The 20,217-nt window shown below is 61.7% G+C and carries 18 protein-coding genes; 4 read left to right on the top strand and 14 right to left on the bottom strand.

Going from position 1 to position 20,217, the window contains the following annotated elements; genetic code table 11:
- Positions 1 to 41: 41 nt before the first annotated feature.
- The 7 genes from QN219_RS20200 to QN219_RS20170 all read right to left on the bottom strand — a co-directional run bounded on the left by QN219_RS20200 (position 42) and on the right by QN219_RS20170 (position 9,123).
- Positions 42 to 1,142 (bottom strand): glycosyltransferase family 4 protein, encoded by a 1,101-nt coding sequence (locus QN219_RS20200; RefSeq protein ID WP_284001835.1) that lies wholly within the window; start codon positions 1,140 to 1,142, stop codon positions 42 to 44.
- Positions 1,143 to 1,530: 388 nt separating this feature from the next.
- Positions 1,531 to 2,775 carry a glycosyltransferase family 4 protein gene (locus tag QN219_RS20195; RefSeq protein WP_284001649.1) on the bottom strand — a complete coding sequence of 415 codons (1,245 nt, stop codon included), beginning with the start codon at positions 2,773 to 2,775 and terminating at the stop codon, positions 1,531 to 1,533.
- 7 nt (positions 2,776 to 2,782) lie between these two features.
- Positions 2,783 to 3,544 carry a polysaccharide deacetylase family protein gene (locus QN219_RS20190; RefSeq protein ID WP_284001648.1) on the bottom strand — a complete coding sequence of 254 codons (762 nt, stop codon included), beginning with the start codon at positions 3,542 to 3,544 and terminating at the stop codon, positions 2,783 to 2,785.
- Complete coding sequence (locus QN219_RS20185; protein WP_284001647.1) at positions 3,537 to 4,868, bottom strand: O-antigen ligase; 1,332 nt, start codon at positions 4,866 to 4,868, stop codon at positions 3,537 to 3,539. Before QN219_RS20185 ends, QN219_RS20190 begins: the two co-directional genes overlap by 8 nt.
- A 14-nt stretch (positions 4,869 to 4,882) precedes the next feature.
- Positions 4,883 to 6,478: a GumC family protein gene (locus QN219_RS20180; RefSeq protein WP_284001645.1), complete on the bottom strand. Its 1,596-nt coding sequence runs from the start codon at positions 6,476 to 6,478 to the stop codon at positions 4,883 to 4,885.
- A gap of 184 nt (positions 6,479 to 6,662) precedes the next feature.
- Entirely contained in the window at positions 6,663 to 7,733 is a 1,071-nt protein-coding gene (locus tag QN219_RS20175; RefSeq protein WP_284001834.1) for a GNAT family N-acetyltransferase, read from the bottom strand.
- A 67-nt stretch (positions 7,734 to 7,800) separates the two neighbouring features.
- Positions 7,801 to 9,123: a lipopolysaccharide biosynthesis protein gene (locus tag QN219_RS20170; protein WP_284001643.1), complete on the bottom strand. Its 1,323-nt coding sequence runs from the start codon at positions 9,121 to 9,123 to the stop codon at positions 7,801 to 7,803.
- Between the two features lie 385 nt (positions 9,124 to 9,508).
- On the opposite strand from QN219_RS20170, the gene QN219_RS20165 reads away from it, so the two are divergent.
- Together QN219_RS20165 and QN219_RS20160 are read left to right on the top strand one after the other, a co-directional pair.
- Entirely contained in the window at positions 9,509 to 10,177 is a 669-nt protein-coding gene (locus QN219_RS20165) for a HemK family protein methyltransferase (protein ID WP_284001832.1), read from the top strand.
- A complete protein-coding gene (locus QN219_RS20160) occupies positions 10,174 to 11,286 on the top strand; it encodes a hypothetical protein (RefSeq protein ID WP_284001642.1) in 1,113 nt (370 codons plus the stop codon). Before QN219_RS20165 ends, QN219_RS20160 begins: the two co-directional genes overlap by 4 nt.
- 136 nt (positions 11,287 to 11,422) lie before the next feature.
- On the opposite strand, the gene nadE is transcribed toward QN219_RS20160, so the two are convergent.
- The 5 genes from nadE to QN219_RS20135 all read right to left on the bottom strand — a co-directional run bounded on the left by nadE (position 11,423) and on the right by QN219_RS20135 (position 17,273).
- Positions 11,423 to 12,433 (bottom strand): NAD(+) synthase, encoded by a 1,011-nt coding sequence (gene nadE, locus QN219_RS20155; RefSeq protein ID WP_284001641.1) that lies wholly within the window; start codon positions 12,431 to 12,433, stop codon positions 11,423 to 11,425.
- Positions 12,430 to 13,977: a class I adenylate-forming enzyme family protein gene (locus tag QN219_RS20150; protein ID WP_284001640.1), complete on the bottom strand. Its 1,548-nt coding sequence runs from the start codon at positions 13,975 to 13,977 to the stop codon at positions 12,430 to 12,432. The genes nadE and QN219_RS20150 overlap by 4 nt, the downstream gene beginning before the upstream one ends.
- A gap of 28 nt (positions 13,978 to 14,005) precedes the next feature.
- A complete protein-coding gene (locus tag QN219_RS20145) occupies positions 14,006 to 14,272 on the bottom strand; it encodes an acyl carrier protein (RefSeq protein WP_284001638.1) in 267 nt (88 codons plus the stop codon).
- 22 nt (positions 14,273 to 14,294) lie between these two features.
- Complete coding sequence (gene asnB / locus QN219_RS20140) at positions 14,295 to 16,232, bottom strand: asparagine synthase (glutamine-hydrolyzing) (protein ID WP_284001637.1); 1,938 nt, start codon at positions 16,230 to 16,232, stop codon at positions 14,295 to 14,297.
- Positions 16,233 to 16,709: 477 nt separating this feature from the next.
- Positions 16,710 to 17,273 carry a methylated-DNA--[protein]-cysteine S-methyltransferase gene (locus tag QN219_RS20135; RefSeq protein WP_284001636.1) on the bottom strand — a complete coding sequence of 188 codons (564 nt, stop codon included), beginning with the start codon at positions 17,271 to 17,273 and terminating at the stop codon, positions 16,710 to 16,712.
- Positions 17,274 to 17,477: 204 nt separating this feature from the next.
- Here QN219_RS20135 and QN219_RS20130 point away from each other — a divergent pair, with 204 nt between their 5' ends.
- A complete protein-coding gene (locus tag QN219_RS20130; RefSeq protein ID WP_284001634.1) occupies positions 17,478 to 18,191 on the top strand; it encodes a DUF6065 family protein in 714 nt (237 codons plus the stop codon).
- A 153-nt stretch (positions 18,192 to 18,344) separates the two neighbouring features.
- Positions 18,345 to 18,569 (top strand): hypothetical protein, encoded by a 225-nt coding sequence (locus QN219_RS20125; RefSeq protein WP_284001633.1) that lies wholly within the window; start codon positions 18,345 to 18,347, stop codon positions 18,567 to 18,569.
- Between the two features lie 285 nt (positions 18,570 to 18,854).
- Here QN219_RS20125 and QN219_RS20120 read toward each other — a convergent pair whose 3' ends face one another.
- Together QN219_RS20120 and QN219_RS20115 are read right to left on the bottom strand one after the other, a co-directional pair.
- Complete coding sequence (locus QN219_RS20120) at positions 18,855 to 19,637, bottom strand: anti-sigma factor (protein ID WP_284001632.1); 783 nt, start codon at positions 19,635 to 19,637, stop codon at positions 18,855 to 18,857.
- Positions 19,634 to 20,176, bottom strand: coding sequence for an RNA polymerase sigma factor (locus QN219_RS20115; protein ID WP_284001631.1), 543 nt, complete (start codon positions 20,174 to 20,176; stop codon positions 19,634 to 19,636). Before QN219_RS20115 ends, QN219_RS20120 begins: the two co-directional genes overlap by 4 nt.
- Positions 20,177 to 20,217 lie beyond the last annotated feature (41 nt).

The following is a 20,217-nucleotide window of genomic DNA, read 5'->3' as shown; positions in this document are numbered from 1 at the left end:
AAAGCGTTACGGCGAAACCCGCTTCCGAAAGAGGACGGGGCTCATTTCACCAGCAGCGCCCCATAGACCGCCAGCGTCTTTGCAGCCACGCCCGCCCAGCTATAGGTGAGCTCCGCGTGCCTTACCTGGGAAAGCACCTGCTCCTCGCTCGGAGGATTGGCAATCTTGCTGCCGATCGCCGCTGCCAGGGCGTCTATATCCCCCAGCGGAAAATAGTCGTCGGAAGGACGTTCCAGCTCGCGGTTGGCGACGATGTCGCTTGCTAGCACCGGCAGGCCATGAGCGATTGCCTCCAGGAGTGCGATCGGCATGCCCTCATGACTGGAAGGCAGCACGAAGAGGGCCGCGTTGGCGAAGAGTTCCGCCAGCCGGTCCCCGGTCTGGAAGCCCGCCAAAACGACGCCCCTGACGTTCGCGGCCATCGCCTTCACCTGCTGAACGTAGGGTGTCTCGAATTCCGCGTCACCGGCGAGCACGAGTTTGTATTCGGCCTTGCCCAGCTTCGCGAACGCCTGGATCAGGTCCGTCTGGCGCTTCTCCGGGACAAGCCGCGCTGCAAGGAGAATATATCGTCGCGGCTGCAGTCCGAACTCCTCGAGAATGCCGGTGGCGCCGCGGAAGGGTGAAACAGCAACCCCGTTTGGAACGAAGGTTACCGCTGCCTTGTGCCTCTCGCTCATGGCTTGAACGATTTCCTTCGAGATCGCGATGCGGCCGTGAGAGAGGCGCATGCCCATGAACTCCCCGACTCGCAGCATGAGTCTGGCGAAGGCGCCCCATTTCTGCCGATCGTAGTCGTAGCCGTGGTGTGTGACGACCACCTTCATGCCGAGAAGCCTGGCAAGGGGTACCAGGAGCGCTGGTCCAATGGCGTGAATATGCAGGATGTCGGGCCGACGCAAAGCCGCGAAACAGACACCGACGAAGGTATGAACGAAGGCTTCCAACGCCATCCGTCGCGGGGCCCAGAGCGGAAACACCCAAATCCCGTTCCAGGAAAACGACGACGGCCTCTGAAGATAATGGCGGCGTCCGATGACCTCCGCATCCCAACCATGCTCCACGAGCTTGCCCGCGAGCATTTCGACATGCTTCTCGACGCCGCCCTGGACGTTCGGGATGCCGCGCAAGCCGAGCATCATCACGCGCCGCCGCGCGCGTCCGCTGCTCGCAGGCCGGACGGTGGAGATTTCTTCCGGTACACCGGCGCCGCCAAGCAGGCCGTTACCGGACGCCCTCAAATCACCCACCGAACTCGGCGAAACTTGGTCGGCGGCCACGGCCTGCGGGCGCGGCAGGACGCTCGGCGGCGTCATCCGATTTCGCGAGACTTCGGAATTTCTGCTCATGGTTGTCAGCCCCAGGGATTTCCCTCGATGGCTTATGCATCCGGAGCACTTACTATCGCGGTAAGAAATTCGGTAAACTCCGAAGGAAATGCTCGAAAATCAAACGTCTGCGCGACGCGGGCGGACGGATTTCCAAACGCGCCAGCCGCTTTCTGATATCGCGGAACCTGTTTCAGGTGTTTCAGGCAGCCCCGAATGTTGCGTAGAGGTCGAGCGTCCTGGCGCGATAGGCCGCCGCGGAGAACTCGCTGGCGATCCAGGTCCGGCCCGCGGCACCCATTTGCGCGCGAACGGCAGGTGTAAGAGCAGCCATGGCGTTCAAGGCTCTCGCGAGGTCTTCGACCTCGCCGGACGTCGCCATCAGGCCGGTTTCGCCTTCCTTCACCATCTCAGGAATACCGCCGATCGCCGCGCCGATGACCGGACGCCGCAGCGCGTAGGTCTCCAGAATGCTGACCGGAGCGTTCTCGTACCATTCGGAGGGGAGCACGAGCGCGAGAGACTCGCCGATAAGCCGATGCAGATCCTGGCCTGAAAGATAGCCGGCGAAGGTCACATTCGCATTAAGTTCGTCCGCAAGCTGCCTCAGGGCTGCTTCTTCCGGCCCGGTACCGGCGACGATCAGCCGTTGTTTCGAGCGGGCGACGGCCCGGATCAGCGTCGCAAGCCCCTTTTCCGGAGCGAGTCGGCCGGCAAAAACGAAGTAACCACCCTCCTGCCAATCGCCGCGATAGTCCTCGACATCGACGAAGTTCGGGATATGGATCATCTTTTCGCGCGGCCAGTTCCATTCGACCAGCTTTTCCAGGTAAAACCGGCTCGGCACGACGAGGCGGTCCACCTTTTCGCGATAGAGCCCGAGCAGCCGATGCAGCATGGTTTCGGCGAGGACGACGGCGCTAAGCGATGCGGAGTCCTTGACGCAACGGTGGCGCAGGACGTTGTGGATTCGCCCGCCGCTGCAATCCTCGCATACTTTTCCGTCACGGAGCATCTTGTAGGACGGACAGGCGAGCTTGAGGTCGTGAACGGTCATAACCACCGGAATGCCCGCGGATTTGAGCGTCGAGAAGATTGCCGGCGACAGGTGGTGATAGACATTGTGTGCGTGGGCGATAGACGGACGCACGCGCTCGATCAGCCGGGCGATATTGCGTTGAGCCTCGACGGAATAGATGACGCTCGCCGCCTGGGAGACTTTCCGCAGCAAGCCCGTTTGCCGGCCGTATTCGATCTCGGATACGAAATATTCCGACCACGGCGACGCTTCGTTGCTGTCGTGCCGCATCGCGAACGGCACGACGTCCCAGCCGATCTCTCCGAACATCGCCATGTGGTCGAAAAAGACCGTCTCCGCGCCACCGCGACGATAGAAGTAATTGTTGATCGCCAGCAGCCTCTTTCCGGTGCTTTCGAACGCCTTCATACGCGCCTCACCAGTTGATCCGGTTCAGCACCCGGTCGACCGGAAGCACTTGGCATCCCTTGTCGACCGCATAGCGGACCAGATGATCGAAGGTTTCGGGGCTGCAGCCGTAGGGCGTCGGACGTGGCGCTATGTCATGGGTGAAAAAGACGAGCCAGCCGGGGCGTTCGACAACCTCGTCTATCCACCGGGTCAGCGCGCGTGCATGCTGCTCGGGCTGGCGGATCTCGACCGCCTTGAGCATCAACGGATCGACCGGTCCACGATTGATGGCCTCGCCGCCGCCGCGGCACGTGCAATAACGCCTGCGAAGCTCCGCACGCGTCCAAGGCCAGGCGGCATTGTACGGAAAGGCGAAGTTTACCGCGGCCGGCGTGACGCCGACATTTTGGAGATAGTCCGCGTTGCGGTCGAGATCCCGGCCGAGAGCGGCCACGGACATGTCGCGTATCCTGCGATGCGAAAAGGTGTGGCAGCCGATTTCGTGCCCTCGAACGAATAGCTCTCCGCAGCCAGCCGGCGAAATAAGCGTTCGGTCCGGCTCCACCTGACCGGCAAGCCCGCCGGCGATGTAGAAAGTGCCGCGCGCGCCGTACCGTTCGAGAATGGCCGCACCATGATCGAGCGCGCTGTCGGGAACGTCGTCGAAGGTGAAGGAGACGAGCGGCGTTTCCGTTTCCAATCTGCGCCGTTGCCGGGCAAAGCGCCAGATCAACCGGTTTGCCAAGCGATCGACCAGCCCGTCGATTTTGCGTGCGATCTCAGGCATGCGCGACGGTGCTCCTTTTCAACGGCTGCCGATCGATCGTCAACACCGCGGAGGACTGGAGATGCAGACCGTAGAGCGCGAGCATGAACGTGAACCAGATAAGGTTTCCGCCTTCGAAGAACAGTGTCTCGAGGCCAGCATGGAAGATTGTGTAAAGCCAGATGCGGATGAATAGCCGCGTGAGGTGGGCGTGCTCGCGGTCTGGAGCAATCCGGGAGATGTCGCGTAGCGGCAGTAGAACGACCCAGATCACGGTCAGGATCAATCCGGGAAATCCGGTCATCAATGCGATGTCCAGATAGGAATTGTGCCCGTTGGCAGCGGCGACGGCCCACGTCTCCACCGAGCCGCCGCTGTAAACCAATTCTTCCGTCTGCCAGAACGCCCTGAAGCCATATCCAAGCAACGGACGCTCCGCCAACGCCGAGAAGGCGAAACGCCAGATGTCGGCCCGGTTTGTGAAGGTGGCATCGATGCCAAGCTGGCTAATGAACTCGCCGAGCGGAACGAAGACAGCCGACCCGACGGCGAAGAGATTGAAGAGCCCGACACCGCCGACGGCAATCGGGATGCGCAGGAACCGCACTTTCTCGAAAATCCACGCGAGGATCAGTATCGCAGGAAGCATTGCCGTCGACGTCTTCCCGCCGGTGTTGACGAGAAAGGTGAAGGACAGCACAACGATCGCGATACCGGCGAGGCGCGACCAGGTGTTCATGACGAAGAGACCGAAGAAGGCGCCGATCACCATCGCGGCGGCGGCGCTGTTCTTGTGCGGAAAATGGCCCCGCCACAATCCGGCGTTCATCGGTTCGCGCAGTTCTGACGCCTGGTGGATGGCAAGCAGCGGCTTGAAGAGGATGCCGTAATAGGCAACCGCCAGCATGACGAGTGTGCCTATCCCGAGCATCTTGGCGAAATGCCGTTCCGAGGCCGGCATCAGCAGATAGATACTCGCATTCACCGCCATCATCACGCTGAGAACGACGCCCTTGATGCCAAGGGTCGGATGGGCGGAAATGACCGAGACGAGAAGAAACCAGGTGAACAGGACAGCCAAAAGGACGCGCGGCTGCAAGATCGTATTCCGCATCGGATGAAGCACGCCGTAGCAAAGCGTGCCGGCGAAGAGAGCCAACGATATAATCTGGTTCAGTCGATTGGAGTTGCCGGCGGAAGGGTCCAGGATCGCCTCGCCCGTCAAATCGACAAACGGATCGATGGAAATCCATAGGAACAGGAAGATCGCCATAAACAGCACGGTCCCGGCAGGTGCCATCAGGGTTTCCGTGGAACGGTGCTCGCTGTAGGTGGCACTGCTCATGCCTGCGGCTCCCTTTATTCGGCCGTCGGCCGCGGGGCGCGAACATACTTCCATGCGCCAAGGGCCAGCGCCGCGGCCACACCCATGATGAGCCCCAAGATCCCGCCCGCGATCAGGAGGATGACCGTCCGGGGTGGCCAAGTTCGGGAGTTCGGTGGCATCGCGCGCGAGATGACACGGACATTCGTCGCGTCGATCTGCTGGCGCTCGGCGACCTGTTGCGCACGGGCCAGGTGCGTCTCGTAAATCGCCGCCTTTGCGCGGGCGTCGCGCTCGAGATCTCGCAGTTCGACCTGGGCGTCATTGTCGGTGAAGACGTTCGACTTCTCGGCGCGTGCCTTGTTACGCAACGCGTCGAGCGCCGCTTGCTCCCGGTCGAACTCGGCCTTCGCGCGCTCCAGTATGCGGCGGGCCTCCTCGTTCATGGCGGTTTCGAGTGTGGTTTGTTCGGACCGCGCGGAAACGAGGCGCGGGTGCCTGTCGCCATAGGTGAGCCGCATCGAACCGACCTGCTGCTGGAGCGCATTATACTGCTGCCGCAGACTTGTCATATTGGCGGATTCGAAAACCGAAGCGCTCGCGGTCTGCTTTTGGGCGATTGCGGCGCGCATCTGCTTGTAGCGCGTTTCCGCCTGGATGAAGCCCTGCTGGGCGGCCAAAACCTGGGTGTTGAGCTCGCTGGAAAGCTGGTTGCTGACGAGCTCGCCGTTGCTGGACTGCAAGCCACTCGCGCGCCGGAAATCCTCTACCTTCTTCTCGGCCGCCGTCACGTTGCGGCGCAGTTCGTCGAGACGGGCGTTCAGGTTCTGGGCGACACGGCCGGCGCTTTCCGCAGCCGATTGGAAAAGCTCGGTTTCAAAGGCGTCGACGATCGCATCCGAGAGGACGACGGCCTTCTCCGGTTCTTCGCTCCAGACCTTCATGACAACGACGAAGGAGCGCTCCTCCCGCCGTGCCTCGACCCGCTCCGTAAGGGCGCGCATCACTGCCAGGTGCTTGTCGGCGTCTTCGTCCGCATCAGACAGGAACAGGTTCTTCAGAAAATCCAAAGGGGACGGTCTGACGAACTCAGCATCTTTCGTCAGTTGCAGCTTGTCGATGACGCGCGCCAAAACGTTCCGCGACGTGAGAACCCTGAGCTTGCTTTCGACTTCGAGCAACTGCGCGTCGCGCTGAGGATTCGACGTGAAGACGTCGTCGCTGACGACGTTGAGGTTGGATGGGTCGACGACGATATCGGTATAGACGGTGTAGCGCGGTGATGCCGTCAGCGCATAGGCAAGAGCGGCCGCGACGCAAAGGACGACGGCGATGACGATCCATCGCACGCCGTCACGCAGCCACAGGATGACGTCATCCACGCCGATCTCGCCGAGCAGTTGAAGGCCGGGGAGCCATTCGCCAACGGCCGACGGGCGCGGCTGCGAGACCGGCGGCGACGGTGGAAGATCCACTGCCCGGGAAGAAGTCCTGCGTTCTTCGAGAACGGTCGCCTCTTCCTCCTCCGGTGTTGGAACGAGATCAAGCAGCGAGCCTCCACCAGAGCGAAGCCGCCGATAGCGTGTCTCAAGGCGTAATCCTTGTTCTTCGGGCTCGCTCCGCCGATACATCCGTTTTTCCCCACGCGTGCCCTTGAAGCCACCAAAGAGCGTCCTGCGTACCCCGCATCGATTGTTAAGAATTAGGGCCGCACGGTGAATATTCCGTTAAGTGCTACTTGTGGTCGGTAACCTTCTAGGGCTCATCGAGCTTGAAATCGGACGGAAAACCGCTGCGCACCTTTCCTGGATTGCTTTAGAAATCCGTAAGCAGCCTGCTCCAGCTCTCCGAAGCGAGGCCGCCGATATAGATGTCATTGCGCAATGCCGCCTCCTTGAGATCGGCATGGCGCGTCACCATGCAGAAATAACCCCTGTGGCGGAAGGACAGCCACCGCTGGCGCGATATGGCGTTCATCAGGAAGGGCTGTGCCATCCCGACGGCAGCGGCGTAACCTTCGCGATCGAGGCAGGCAAACAATTCGGCGGTGACGTCGAATTCGCGGCCCTCCTCGCATAACACGTTCAGGACATTGGCAATGCCGTTCTCGTTGCCGAAAAAGAGGAATGCACCAACGGTCCGTCCGCCCTCACAAATCACTTTCCTGCATTGCAGCGTGCCGAGGCTTCTGTTCAACGAGGCGACGCCGGCGAGCCAATCAAACTCCGACCTCGACCAGCTGGGCCGGACCGAGAAACGCTCCAGCATCGGTCCTGCGCATTGACGAAACTCCTCGATACTTGCCGCCCGCGTCTCATATCCCGGCACCGAAGCCGGTTTCGTCGACGGCTTTCGCCAGCGCAGCGCGCGATCGGCCAATAAGAGAGCACCAATGACGGCGCGCGACCGCAATAGCGGAACTCGCCGGCTCGCAAGGACGGCGCCCGCGACGAACGGCCGAAACGAGCGTCGCCATTCGAGACTCTGGATGGGCAGAACGACGCCTCCGCCAGCAACCCAGTGATCGGCACTCACCGGAGAGGAGTTGTCCGAAAAGCACATCTCCTGGCGCGCTGCGCGCATCATGCGGGCAAGCCGCGCCGCGCCGACTGCTCCGGCTCTGCCGTCCGCCATGAAGGCGCAGAGGAGCCGGGCCACAGTGGGACGGCCGTGAACCACGAACCCGATCGGAACGGAAAGGATCGCACTGTCGATGTCGCCCGCACCATTCTCGTGCACGACACTCCCGCACTCCGGAGTGTAATGGGGACTGCCGAAGAAGACGGTCTCCAGGTATCGCCCGAGATCTTCCCCCGTCTCGCAGTCGCTCTCGCGGAAGATCTTGTTGAACATTTTGCCGATCGTGGGGATATCGCCGCGCTCCATGGCCCTGATGCCGGCCGAGCGGCACAGGTCGGTTTCAGCGGTCGTGAAGGTCTGGACGTCCCGTGCTTCAGCCTTCATGCACCATCCTTGTCGGAAGTTCCGGCGGACCGGCCTGCTCCCTGTCACGGCGCACGAAATGCAGGAACACGCTCCATGCGGAAACAACCATCGCAATCTCGATCACATAGAACGAAACGAATGTGCCGAGAGGCGGTGCATACCAGCTCGCCCAGGCGGCCAGTGCGGCCCCTGCCACACTGCCAAGTCCCATGACTGTTGCGCGGCCAGCGTGGTACCCTGAGGCGCCGAGTGCTTCCACCGCAACCGACCAAATCGCCATCGGCACGACGACCCAGCAAAGAGTCCTGACGAAAGCGACGAGAGAAATGTAATCCTTGCCGAACAGATAGGGCAGGATTGGCGCCAACACGAAAACCGCCACCGCCGCCGCGATGCTTATGCCGGTGGCGGCGAGGAGTACCTTTCGCACCCGCTCCAGCGCATGGTGCAGCCCAGCCGCGGAAATCCTGGCTGAACCGGGATAGATGAGGCGATGGAGCGCCTCGACGGAAAGGTAGCTGCTCTCCAGTATCCGGCGTGCAACGCTGTAGCTCGAAACTATCTCGGCCGTCGCAACGAGACTCAAGACGAGCAGGTCAGCGTTCTGGCGTACCGCGCGCAGGATAAACGGAATGCTGAAATAGAGGCCTTGCGGCATTTCCTCCCGAACGATGCAATAGCGCGGCTTGCCCAACCCTCTGATGGCCCACATGCAGGCCAAAGCCACCAGAACGTGGCATATGAACTGCCAGACAGCCCAGGACGCGACCGTGGCGACACCGAAGGCAAGACAGGCGAGCGCGGCCGCGGCCGTGCGTGCAACCGCGAACCCAACCACGACCATGTTCGCCGAAGCGAAATCGGAGTGGGCAAGAAAGATCTGCTCCACCAGAACGATGATCCGAACCAGCACCACGTTGGTCACGAGCATCAGCGTGATCGCCGCGAAATTCATTAGCGGGTCGGCGGAAAGCGTAAGGAAGAACGGCAAGACCACGGCGCCGATCAGAACCAGCGCCGTGCCGCTTGCCGCCGTCAGGATGACGTTGTGGCCAAGCATTTGCGGATACATAGTGCGGTCGCGCGCGACCCGGCGCACGAGGCACTCCATGGCACCGAGCCCGCACAAATGAACGGCAATGTTGGCGACCGCGGTAATCGCCACGAAGACGCTGAATTCATGAACGCCGAGCCAGCGAGCGAGAATGGCGAAGGTCAGAAGCTGCGCAGCGGACCCGATGACGAGACTGCCGCCCGATGCGATATAGGACAGCAGCATCGGCAGAAATGGCTTGTACCTGCCCGGTTCCGTTGCGCATTCCGAAGCCATTACGATCTGCCTTTGACAACTACCTGACGTTGTGCGCGGCATTCGGGCGGACGCGTGGTCCGCGCGGTCGCCGGCATCGACCGCCGCGAACACTATCAAGCAGAAATGATTGGGCGGTTAACATACTCGCTTCAATTGCATTTCAGCTTCCGTTTACCTGAATGCGATAGTGTCGCGACGATCTGATTTTCCATCTACAGCGCCGCGCGTCCTAAGACGCGTAAAGGACGCTGTAGTGCTTTGAATTTCTGTATGTTTTTGTCCTTAAATCGGCTCCGATCTAAGGAAACATGCAGCAGCAATCGAAGGAGCGTTCGTGCAGCAGGCCCATGATCATTTGCGCGGCAATCACGCAGGCGGCCCTTCGGCTCGGCTCGTTCGGTTCATGGACGTCGAGCTCGAACTGGGACCCGACGTCCTGGTGCCCAGAGAGGAAACCGAGCTCCTCGGACGCCGCGCCGCGGCCGTCCTTCGCAATCTCGGCGCAGAAGCCACAGTCATCGACATGTGCTGCGGCTCGGGCAATCTTGCTTTGGGTATCGCGGCGGACATTCCCTCCGCACGGGTATGGGGCGCGGACCTGACGGACAGCACCGTGGCGCTTGCCCGCCGAAACGTCGAGCGTCTGGCGCTTCAGGAACGCGTAACCATTCGGCAAGGCGATCTTTTCGCGGCGCTCGAAGGCGAGGGTCTGGAAGGTGCGGTCGATCTGATCGTCTGTAACCCTCCTTACATCTCGACATCGCGTCTCGAAAGCGACAGCGCCCATCTTCTGGCAACCGAACCGCGGGAAGCCTTCGACGGCGGCCCCTACGGCATATCCATCCATCAGCGGCTGGTGCGCGAGGCCATCGCCTTTCTGAAGCCCGGTGGCTGGCTGCTGTTCGAGTTCGGAGAGGGACAGGAGCGGCAGGCGACCGCGCTCCTCGCCCGGACAAAGGCTTATCGCGCCGTCACATTTGCCATGGACGCGACAGGCAAGCCGCGCGTCGCGCTGGTGCAGAAACTCGAAAGCCCCGCCGACGGGTCCGCAGGCGAAGGACGTGGCAGATGAGCGATATCCGTCCTCTGGAGACGGCCGACATTCCGGCCGTCGCCGGGCTGTTCCAGAGGATATTCCGCAACGGCGACACCGCGTCGCCTGCCTTCATCGACTATCTTCGCCAGCTCTACCTGGAATCGCCCGGATGCGACCCGGAGATCTCGCCGCTCGTATACGTCAACAGCGAAGGACGCATTTCCGGCTTCGTCGGCGTGAACGTCCTGCCGATGACCTTCAATGGCAGGCGATTGCGCGCCGCGATCTGCGGTTCGCTGATGGTCGAAGGGCGCGAGAGCGACCCGCTGGCCGGCGCGAGACTTCTCAAGGCTTTCCTCGCCGGACCGCAGGATCTTTCCTTCAGCGAAACCGCAAGCGAGGTTTCCGCGCAAATGTGGACGAAACTGCGCGGCATTGCCCTGCCGCAATACAGCCTCGATTGGGTGCGGGTCGTGCGGCCCTCGGCTTTCGCGCTCGACCTCGTTGCAAGCCGCATCCGTCCGGCCCGTCTGCTGAGCCCGCTGGCACGCTCGATCGATCAAATTTATCGCAGCAGGATGGACCGCGATGACCTGCGCTGGTCCGGACTGCCGGAAAGCCCCCCGATCCGCGGAACATTGCAGGCCGCCGACATCGATCGGCACGCCTTCGCCGGCCTCTTCGAGCGGCTGACGGGGCAGTTCGCGCTCCGGCCCGACTGGGCTGCGGGTCAGCTCGATCGTGTATTGGCGGATGCCGTCGACAAGCCGGATTATGGCGAGCCCGTCTTCGCCGCCGTTACCGCCCGTGGCGGAACGCCGGTGGGTGCGTTTTTCTACCATGGGCGCGCTGGCGGCATCGCCCGGGTGCTCCAGGTCCTGGCCGCGCCGGGGCAAGCCGGTACCGTGATCGACTGCCTTATCGAACACGCCGCCGCGCGCGGCGCCGCAGGTCTGCGTGGCCGAATCCAGCCAGCCCTGCTGGAAGCGATGCTCGGCCGTCGCATCGGCTTCGTCCATGCCGCCTCGACCGTCATCCATTCCCGCGACGGGGAACTCGTCGAAGCCTTCCGCAATGCGCAAGGCTTCATGAACGGGCTGGCGGGCGAGCACTGGAGCCGGCTGATCGGAGGACGCTTCGACTAGAGCATCCCGTTTTCGGGTGGAATCATCGAAAGCGGATAAGATACTCTAGAATCAAGTGCCAGAGCGTCCTTTGTGCCTTCATTTGAAGGCACGGCGCTCTAGATCAAGCGGCAGCCGCATGCCTCACGACTTGGCCCTATTCGTGGCAGATTTCCTCGACCGCGTGAACGAGCTGCGGGCTCAGGTGAAGGTAACGTGTCGCCTTGCGCTTGGCGGCGATATCCGCCCAGACGCGTTCGACCTGGATCGCTGTCAGTTGCGCCGCGCGGGCGACCTCCTCGGCGCTGACGCCGTTGTTGAGACCGTAGAGGCAGAGGTCCATGCGGTCGTAGGGGAGCGAGAAATAGAACTCCTCCTGCGTCTGCTCGAGCGAATAGGTATCCGTCGTCGGCGGCCTGCGCCGGATTTCCTCAGGGACGCCGAGATGGGCGGCGAGCGCATAGACTTGTGACTTGTAAAGATGTGCGATCGGCTTGACGTCCGCCGCTCCGTCGCCGTTCTTGACGAAGAAACCCTGGTCGTATTCCAGCCTGTTCGGCGTTCCTAGAACGGCGAAATTCAGCCGGTCGGCATGATAATACTCGATCTGCTTGCGGGTGCGCTGCTTCATGTTCGTCGCGGCGACGATGCCGAGGTAGACGGAGGGCGGCATGCGCAATTTCGTCTGCCTTCCCTCCGGATCCTGCACGACCAGCGAGGAGATGTTGTAGCCGTCGCCTTCGAGCGCATTGGCTATCACGATCTTCGATGCCCAGCCCGGCCCATAGTCGGGAACAAGCTCTCGAATGAAGGCGTCGCGGCGTTCGTAGCAGCCCATCGCCGCGAGTGGTGGTCCGATATCCTCGACGATCGCCTCGACGCCGAAGGTTTCCGCCACCAGCCGGCCGAGGCGAAGGCTCTCGGGATCGGAGTCGTTTTCCGGCATGAACAGACAGAAGACGTTTCTGGCACCGACGGCGCGTACGGCCAGTGCCACCGAGACACTCGAGTCGATGCCGCCGGAAAGGCCGAGCACGAGACCGCGCTTGCGCATGCCGCGCAGTTGCGCACGCAGCCCCGCGACGATGCGGTCCGTCTCTGCGGCCGCGTCGATCTTCAAGCTGTCGGCCGAGAAGACAAATTTATCCTGATCCGGGCGGATGTTCATTCTGCAAGCTCCAATGTTTCCGCCGCCAGTCTGCGGCTGACCTTGCCTGTGTCGGTCTTCGGGAGTTCGGCGCGGAATTCGACGATCTTCGGCACCATGAAATCCTCAAGGTGGCGAGTGCAGTGACGGATGATGTCTTTCTCGCTCAGTGCCGGGTCTGAAAGAACGACGAGCGCGCCGATCGCAGCGCCAAGCACCGGATCGGGGACGCCGATGACGACGGCTTCCGCGATTCCCGGATGGGCATGCAGCACCATTTCGACTTCCTTCGGCGCGACCTTTTCGCCGCGCGTCTTGATGATGTCGTCCTTTCGGCCGACGAAATAGAGGAAACCCGCCTCATCCGCGCGGAAGAGATCACCTGTATGAAGCACCTTTTCCCAGGGGTTCGGGCCGGAGCGCAGCATGCGCTCGGTCGCTGCGTCGTTGCGCCAGTATCCTTGCATCACATGCGGACCGCGGATCACCAGTTCACCCGGAACGCCCGGCGGCACACGGTTTCCCTCGTCATCGACGACGAAGGCTTCGGGGTAGGGAATGGCGATGCCGACAGATCCGGGTCGGCGATCCAACTCTTCAGGCGGCAGATAGGTGCAGCGCTTGCATTCCGTCAGGCCGTACATGGAATAAAGCCGCGCGCTGGGAAAGAGCTCCCGGAGCCTGGCGATATGCGCCGGCGGCAAGGCCGCAGCGGTATTGGAAATATAGCGAAGGCTGGGCAGGAACCCGGGTTCGATATCGCGCATCTGCAAGATCATCGCGGCCATGGTCGGCACCAGCGGAAAGCCGGTTACGCCCTCGGCACGGATCCGCTCGAAGATAGCCTGCGGAAATGCGAAGGACTTTTCGAGAACCAGCGTCGCGCCAAGCCTGATGGCCATCAGGAGCTGATAAAGGCCGTAATCGAAGGCAAGCGGCAGGACGTTGAGGATGACGTCGTCCGGCGTGTTGCGAAGATAGGTGGTGATCGACTCCGAAGCCGCATCGATATTGCGATGCGTCATCATCACTCCCTTGGGCCTGCCGGTCGAGCCGGAGGTATAGATCAGCATAGCGAGGTCGATATCGATGCCGCCATGAAGAACCGGCAGAGGTTCGGACGCCAGGCATCCCTCGAACGACGCGGCTCCTTCGGGTGTGCGGCCATTCCCGGCCGCCGTGGCGGCGACAAAGAGCGGCGCAGCAGCGTGAAGCGTGCGCGCCTCCGTGACGATCGGCATCAGCTTGGCCTGGGTCAGGATCGCCGCTGCATCGCAATCGCCGATGATATAGCCGAGCTTGTCGGCCTTGGTCGAGGCGTTAATCGGACTGAAGGTGGCGCCGGCCTTGAGGGCCGCGAAAATCGAAACCGCCGCCTCCCAGCAATTGTCCATGAAAACAAGGACCCGGTCGTTCCGCTTGACGCCATTTGCATGAAGGGCGGCGGCGAGACGGGTCGAGAGCTCATCGAGCTCGTCGTACCGCAGCCGTTTACGCTCGGTGACGAGCGCCGCTTTGCCTCCGTTTGCTCCGGCGTTCCTGATAAGAAATTGCTCGAACCGCATGCGCGTGACGCTCCCAACCAGCCGCCGTCTATGCCGAAACCGGCACGGCGCTCTTCGCCGCGATGAATGCGGAAATGCGTGCCAAAGAATCGAGGTTTGCCGGGACGATATCGGCGTCGGCCATGGCGATACCGAAACGGTCCTCAATGAAGGCCACGAGCTCCAGAACCCCGGTCGAATCGATGATGTCGTTTTCGATCAGCGATGCGGTGTCGGCGAGTTCATAAGACGTGTCGCCGAAGAGAAAATTCTCGACGATGAACGCCTTGATGCTGTCCTTGATCGTCTCTGTCATGTCTCGTCCTTTCCGTCTGGTTTCAGGCGGCTTGCGCCGCGCGGATGTTGGTGCCGGTGAATGTCTGCAGCCACAGTTGCGTCGACAGGATGCCGACGAAAGCCGCGTTGTCGCGGAAGCCCGAGGCCGGGCGCGCCCGGCACTTCTCGCAAAGTTTCGCGACGGCCTTTGCGTTGAAGAGACCGCCGGTGGCAATCGCCTCTTCGCCCATCGCGGTGCGAACGTAGTCGAGCTCGCCCGTGCCGCTGAAGGAATGGCTGTCCGGCGCGCGATAAGGCTGCTTCGTCCGCTTGCCGATCGAGGGCGGCAAAAGATCCTTCGTCGCTTCACGCAAAATGTGCTTCTCGACCAGACCCTTGAGCTTCATTTCCGGCGGCAGCCCGGCGGCGAACTCCACCAGACGGTGGTCGAGGAAGGGGAAACGGCCTTCTACCCCATGGGCCATCGCCATTCGGTCGCCCTGGCTCGAAAGAATGTAGCCGGGCAGGAGGAAGCGGCTCTCGAGATATTGCGCCTGATGCAGCGGATGCCAGCGGCCGAAGGCTTCAGGCAACCGGCTGACGAGTTCATTGGCGGCGGCGTAACCCGCCAGCTCGGCGCGCAAATCGCCGGAGAAGAACATCTTCGTCGCTGCCGTCCCCTTGAGCCGTGGACGATGCGAAAAGAGCGGGTCGTCAAGCGGGTCGTCCCCGGCGCCGAAAAACGCCGCCAGGTATTCGGGCGACTGCTGCTTGAGGCCCGGCAGGTAGGGATAGAGCTTGCGGAAAAGGTGCGGCCGCATGCGCGAACCTGGCTGCCGGCCGCAGAAGCGGCGCACGCGCGATTCCTTGAAGATGTCGTAGCCCGCGAAAACTTCGTCCGCCCCCTCCCCTGTGAGCACCACCTTCAGGCCGGAATCGCGCACCAGGCCGGAGAGTTGGTACAAGGGTGCCGGCGCCGTTCGAAGCACCGGCCTTTCGGCAAAACGGATGACATCCGGAAAAATCTTGGCGATATCCCCTGCACGGCAGGCAATCGCCCTGTGGTCGGTGCCGAGAGCGGCGGCCATTTCGTTCTGAAACGCGCTTTCGTCATGCTCGGCGCTGTCGAAGGTCACGGAAAAGGTTCGAAGGCCCTGCGGGGCCATGCCGGCGGCGAGCGCCGAGACGATGGACGAATCGAGACCGCCCGACAGGTAGGAGCCGACCGGCACGTCGGCCCGCATGCGGATGCGCGTCGCGTCGGTCAGGAGTGCGCGCAATTCCTCGGCAGCCTGACCTTCGTCCTTATGCCGAGGCGGCGCATCCCGATCCGGAAACTCGAGCCTCCAATAGGCACGCGCCGCCGCGCCCCGCTCATCGGCGATCATCAGGGTCGCGGGCTCCAGTTCCCATATGTCCCGGAAAGGCGTGCGCGGCGCGATCGGCGCCCACAGCGTGAAGATCTGATCGAGGGCGATGGGGTCGATCTCTGCGGACAGGCCGGGGACTTGAAGAAGCGCCTTGACCTCGGAGGCGAAATAGAACGTTCCCCCCTGCGTCGTATAAAACAGGGGCCGGACCCCCATGCGGTCGCGCGCCAGCATCATCCGCCGGCGGCGATTGTCCCATAGGGCGAAGGCAAAGTCGCCGTTTAGGCGGGAGACGCAGTCCTCGCCCATTTCATCGTAAAGGTGGAGAATGACCTCCGTGTCGCTGGACGTGCGGAAGCGGCGGCCCTTGGCGCGAAGCTCGTCGCGCAGTTCGACATAGTTGAAGATTTCGCCGTTGAAGGCGATCGTCAGTTCGCCGGTGGCGTCGGACATGGGCTGCTGGCCATCTCCGAGCCCGACGATCGACAACCTGACGTGGCCGAGACCGGCTTGCGGCGCGGTAAACACGCCTTCTTCATCAGGCCCGCGATGGGCGATCGCGGCCGTCATCTTTTCGAGAAGAACCCTTCCATCCGGAACAGAACCGAAATAGCCACCAAAACCGCACATGACGAGACACTCTCACGCCCGCTGACAACAGCGCAAAACATAGACCGGGTCTCGACAGCAAGAGTTTAACTGTCGAGTGTTTTCATTGGGATGGTAAATTATTCAGGACCAAAGAAAGAATGCAGCTCTCATGCGGTCCAACAATACAAACTCGACTCTTCGGTCCTTTCTTAAAATTTTACACAATTTCTCAATTAATGTTTATTTCCGAAACCAGCGAAACAACATGGACAAGCGAGGTTCGAGCGCCCCAAACTCTGTCCCTTGCTCGATTTCTATTATCATTAATGACTTTTTAACAGCTTCGGCGACACCCACACGCGGATAACCTGGATTTGTGGTTAACGCTGCGTGCCGCTCGATTCGCGGCGCGTGCTGCCTTCGATACCGATCGATGTGAAGCCCTAGAGCGGTGTTGAGGGCTAGAGCAATTCCAGGAAAGCCTGTGGCGGTTTTCCGCCCCGAATCACGTCATTTCTAAAAGCCAAACGAATGTTGCACAGGCTCTGGAGCGCCGACATGGACGCCCTCCAGTTCGAGCATGTGCGTCTTGGTCGATGCGCCGCCCGGCGCCGAGAAACCACCGATCTTGCCCCCAGCGGCCAAGACGCGGTGGCAGGGAATGATCAGCGGAACTGGATTTTTCGCCATGGCTTGGCCAACGTCTCGCGCCGCCTCCGGTCCGGCTCCGAGTTCCTTCGCCAACGAACCATAGGTGGTCGTCTGCCCCCACTGGACGCGCCGCGCTGCTGCATAAACCTCCCCGAAGAACGTGTCCTGCCCGGCAAGATCGAGCCTGAAGCCGGAGAAATCCGTTTCTTGCCCCTCGAAGTAGCGCTTTGCAGCCGAGACTGCTTCAAGCACGTCCGGCGTAGGGGTACCGGGTTCGGCACCAGGCAGGCGACGCAGCAGAATTCGCTCCGTCGTGCCGGCGCTTTTGGTCGGCAGCTGGAAGCGTGTAATGCCATGGTCGCTCCAGGCGATGCCGCAGAAACCACCTGCCGTTTCGAAGATGTGGTAATGGTGCACTGTCGGTGCCATCGCGTGAGCCTCCGCATTTCCGATGACATAAGAATCGTGTGTCCGGCCGGCGACTTCAACCCGTTTCCAGCGTCGGCGGCCGTGCGCGGCGCTTTTCAGGCGGGCTTGTCGAACCCGCAAAGGTTTGTAAGGTCTCATGCAATCGCGGCGGAATACAAGTCGCGCAGTTCCGTTTCTCCCATCCTATTCAACTGGAGAACCGGGATGTTTCACTTACCGAAGAAAGAACCGCGGGTGATCCGCTTTCTCTGCCGTCCGGAGGACAACGGCGTTATCGCGGCGCCGCTCCCTGCCAAATCGGTTCTACCGGACTGGTTCCGTAAGCTGCCGGCAGTCGATCAAAAGCATCTGTCGACGACCAACAATGGTCTGACGGTCAAACGCTGCATGCCCTTTCTCGATGCCATGGCCACCGGCTGGGTCCTGCCGCTCGCGGCGACCGTCAGGTTGGAAATCAAGGATGGCGGCCGCAGCGTCGAGGCAGGCTGGGAGTTCGACCGGGTCATGGTCAGCAATCACGGTGCCCATCAGGTAGCGGGAAACCCGAGAGAGCCGTCGCCGCCGTGCAAGTTTCACAACTACTGGTCCATCCGCACGCCGCCCGGCTGGAGCTGCCTGTTTCTGCCGCCCCTCAACCGGCCGGGGCAACCGTTCGAATGCGTCGCCGGCGTCGTCGATACCGACACCTACGCCGCTCATATCCATTTTCCGTTCTTCGCGACGGCACCCGATGGACTTTATGCCATCGAAAAGGGGACGCCGCTCGTGCAGGTCATACCGTTCCGCCGCGCTGATGCGGCCGTCACGGCAGACATCCGTGCGGAGACTCGCAAGGAAGCCGAAGAGCGTGAGACAATCTACCGAAACACGATCTCCAGCGCCGCCTGGTATCGAAAAACGGCGCGCACTGCCCGCTGATCCTTCCTGAGACCAAAGAGCGGGGGCCGGATCGTTCATCCGGCCCCCGCTCTTTGGTTTTATCGTTAAATCGGTACCGATCTAAGATCTCAGCGCCATACGCGCCAAAGTTTGCCCGGACGATACGACCGGTCGGACCCGTTCGAACTCGAGTTGGACGAACTGTTGGAGGACGAATTCGAGCTGGAGTTCGAAGAACTGTTCGAGGACGAATTGGCGCTCGAGTTCGAGGAACTGTTGGAAGACGAGTTGGAACTTGAATTGCTCGACGAATTCGAACTCGAATTGGACGAACTGTTGCCGGCCACGATGATCTCGCCGTCACTCCGGCCAGCCGTGTGCGCGGTTTGCCTGGGCGAATTCTCGACGTCAGGATAGATCAACGGATGTTCCCTCGCCTCGGCCGCGGAACCTGCAAATGCTGCGAGGCTGGCGAGGAGCGCGGTGCTCAGCTTCCAATGCCTTTTCATGCCATTACTCCTTCTGAAAACCGGACCGTTCTTTCGGTCCGGTGGAGTAACGGGCGATCGACACCTCTATTCCATCACTACAGCGCGCGTGTCTCATCAGACGCGCAAAGGTTGCTGCAGCACTTTGGATTTGCTGCACGTTTGCCCTTCAATCGGCGCCGATTTAAGAAAACAGGCAGCGGCATTGGGAGCCTCACCTTGGCGTGCTCTCGCGGAGATGGCTGAGAACCTGAGCCTCTTCCGCTGCCTCAAGCGGCGGCCCGGCATCGATCGCCATGAGATAGGCGTCGAGGGTCTCGGTGGACGATGCCGGCGCGTAACCGCCACTGACGCCGGGCGCAACGACGGCGAAGGTCACGCGCCATTCGGCTCCGGTGCGGCACGCAACCGATACCACGGTCGAGCGGTCGGCCGAGTCCACTTCGAACTCCCGGCACAAGGCCTGTGCATTATCGCGGAACGTCGCTATCGCACGGAAGCGCTGATTGGAATCCGGCAATTGTCTTTCCTCGCCTGTGGCGACCGTCGCCAGCGCGTCGTCAAGCGCGGAGCCGCTGATGCCGGCGACGTGCAAACCGCCATCGAGCACCGCTTCCCCGCCGCCCCGCAGCCAATATCCGCCGATGCCGGCAACGACGACCACAAGAGAGGCGGCTATGGGGGCGAGCCAGCGGTTCGCCCGACGGTTATTTGCAGCGCGCGGCGGGAAAGGCAGAACGCTGGCTTCGGAAGCACCCTGCGTCTTCTCTTTGACCATTTTTTCGACGGCAGCCGAGAGTTCGGCCGGCAGCGGCTCGTCGAGAAGCGGCTTCATAGTCGTCTGTGCCGCCGCGCGCGTTTCGATGAAGAGCGCCACCCGCGAGACGAGTTCGTCGTCCAGCTCCATCGCCCGCTCGAGCGCAGCGGAAGTGTCGGCATCGAGCTCGCCGTCGGCGTAGCGCATGAGTATTTCGTCGGAAAAATCCGTTTTGGTCATTCCTTCACGTCCTTCATCACCTGAGAACGAGTGGTCGTCGCCGTTATTCCGGCGGCCTCGGCGAGATTCTTGCGTGCCCTCGCCAATCGGCTCATGACCGTTCCGATCGGAACGCCGAGCACGTCAGCCGCTTCGCGGTAGGAAAGCTCCTCGACACAGACCAGAAGCAGCACCTCGCGCTGCTCGTTCGGCAAGTCGGCGATCGCCTCAGCCACCGTGTTCAGAGTCAGCCGCGCCTCGGCTTCGCGTTCTCCGTGCGCTCCCGCGATATCCTGGCGTTCGGAAATATCGTCCTGCACGCCCATGGTCTTCCGCTTGCGCACCTGGTCGATCCAGAGATTGCGGAGAATGCGAAACATCCAGGCGTCGAACCGCGTGCCCGGCTCGAAGCGTTCGGCACTGGCGAGCGCCCGTTCACAGGCCGCCTGTACCAGATCATCGGCGATATCACGCGAGCCGCAAAGCGAGATGGCGAAGCGGCGGAGATTGGGCAGGAACGCTATCAGGCGTTCACCGACATCTTTCACCGCACCGCTCATCCGGAAACTCCGCAATTCTGGCTACCGCTACTTAAATCGGT

It is taken from the genome of Sinorhizobium sp. 8-89 (assembly GCF_030124325.1).
Classification (GTDB): Bacteria; Pseudomonadota; Alphaproteobacteria; order Rhizobiales; family Rhizobiaceae; genus Sinorhizobium.
Note: the sequence above shows the minus strand (reverse complement) of the source record. Positions and strands in the feature narration are given on the sequence as shown.

Excerpts from the sequence above, each read along its gene's own strand:
- QN219_RS20165 (WP_284001832.1), top strand. The coding sequence starts at position 9,509 with ATGGACGTCGAGCTCGAACTGGGACCCGACGTCCTGGTGCCCAGAGAG.
- QN219_RS20115 (WP_284001631.1), bottom strand. The coding sequence starts at position 20,176 with ATGAGCGGTGCGGTGAAAGATGTCGGTGAACGCCTGATAGCGTTCCTG.
- QN219_RS20135 (WP_284001636.1), bottom strand. The coding sequence starts at position 17,273 with ATGGCACCGACAGTGCACCATTACCACATCTTCGAAACGGCAGGTGGT.
- QN219_RS20185 (WP_284001647.1), bottom strand. The coding sequence starts at position 4,868 with ATGAGCAGTGCCACCTACAGCGAGCACCGTTCCACGGAAACCCTGATG.
- QN219_RS20130 (WP_284001634.1), top strand. The coding sequence starts at position 17,478 with ATGTTTCACTTACCGAAGAAAGAACCGCGGGTGATCCGCTTTCTCTGC.
- QN219_RS20195 (WP_284001649.1), bottom strand. The coding sequence starts at position 2,775 with ATGAAGGCGTTCGAAAGCACCGGAAAGAGGCTGCTGGCGATCAACAAT.
- QN219_RS20120 (WP_284001632.1), bottom strand. The coding sequence starts at position 19,637 with ATGACCAAAACGGATTTTTCCGACGAAATACTCATGCGCTACGCCGAC.
- QN219_RS20150 (WP_284001640.1), bottom strand. The coding sequence starts at position 13,977 with ATGCGGTTCGAGCAATTTCTTATCAGGAACGCCGGAGCAAACGGAGGC.
- QN219_RS20190 (WP_284001648.1), bottom strand. The coding sequence starts at position 3,544 with ATGCCTGAGATCGCACGCAAAATCGACGGGCTGGTCGATCGCTTGGCA.
- QN219_RS20175 (WP_284001834.1), bottom strand. The coding sequence starts at position 7,733 with ATGGAGCGCGGCGATATCCCCACGATCGGCAAAATGTTCAACAAGATC.
- nadE (WP_284001641.1), bottom strand. The coding sequence starts at position 12,433 with ATGAACATCCGCCCGGATCAGGATAAATTTGTCTTCTCGGCCGACAGC.
- QN219_RS20160 (WP_284001642.1), top strand. The coding sequence starts at position 10,174 with ATGAGCGATATCCGTCCTCTGGAGACGGCCGACATTCCGGCCGTCGCC.
- QN219_RS20200 (WP_284001835.1), bottom strand. The coding sequence starts at position 1,142 with ATGATGCTCGGCTTGCGCGGCATCCCGAACGTCCAGGGCGGCGTCGAG.
- QN219_RS20145 (WP_284001638.1), bottom strand. The coding sequence starts at position 14,272 with ATGACAGAGACGATCAAGGACAGCATCAAGGCGTTCATCGTCGAGAAT.
- asnB (WP_284001637.1), bottom strand. The coding sequence starts at position 16,232 with ATGTGCGGTTTTGGTGGCTATTTCGGTTCTGTTCCGGATGGAAGGGTT.
- QN219_RS20180 (WP_284001645.1), bottom strand. The coding sequence starts at position 6,478 with ATGTATCGGCGGAGCGAGCCCGAAGAACAAGGATTACGCCTTGAGACA.
- QN219_RS20170 (WP_284001643.1), bottom strand. The coding sequence starts at position 9,123 with ATGGCTTCGGAATGCGCAACGGAACCGGGCAGGTACAAGCCATTTCTG.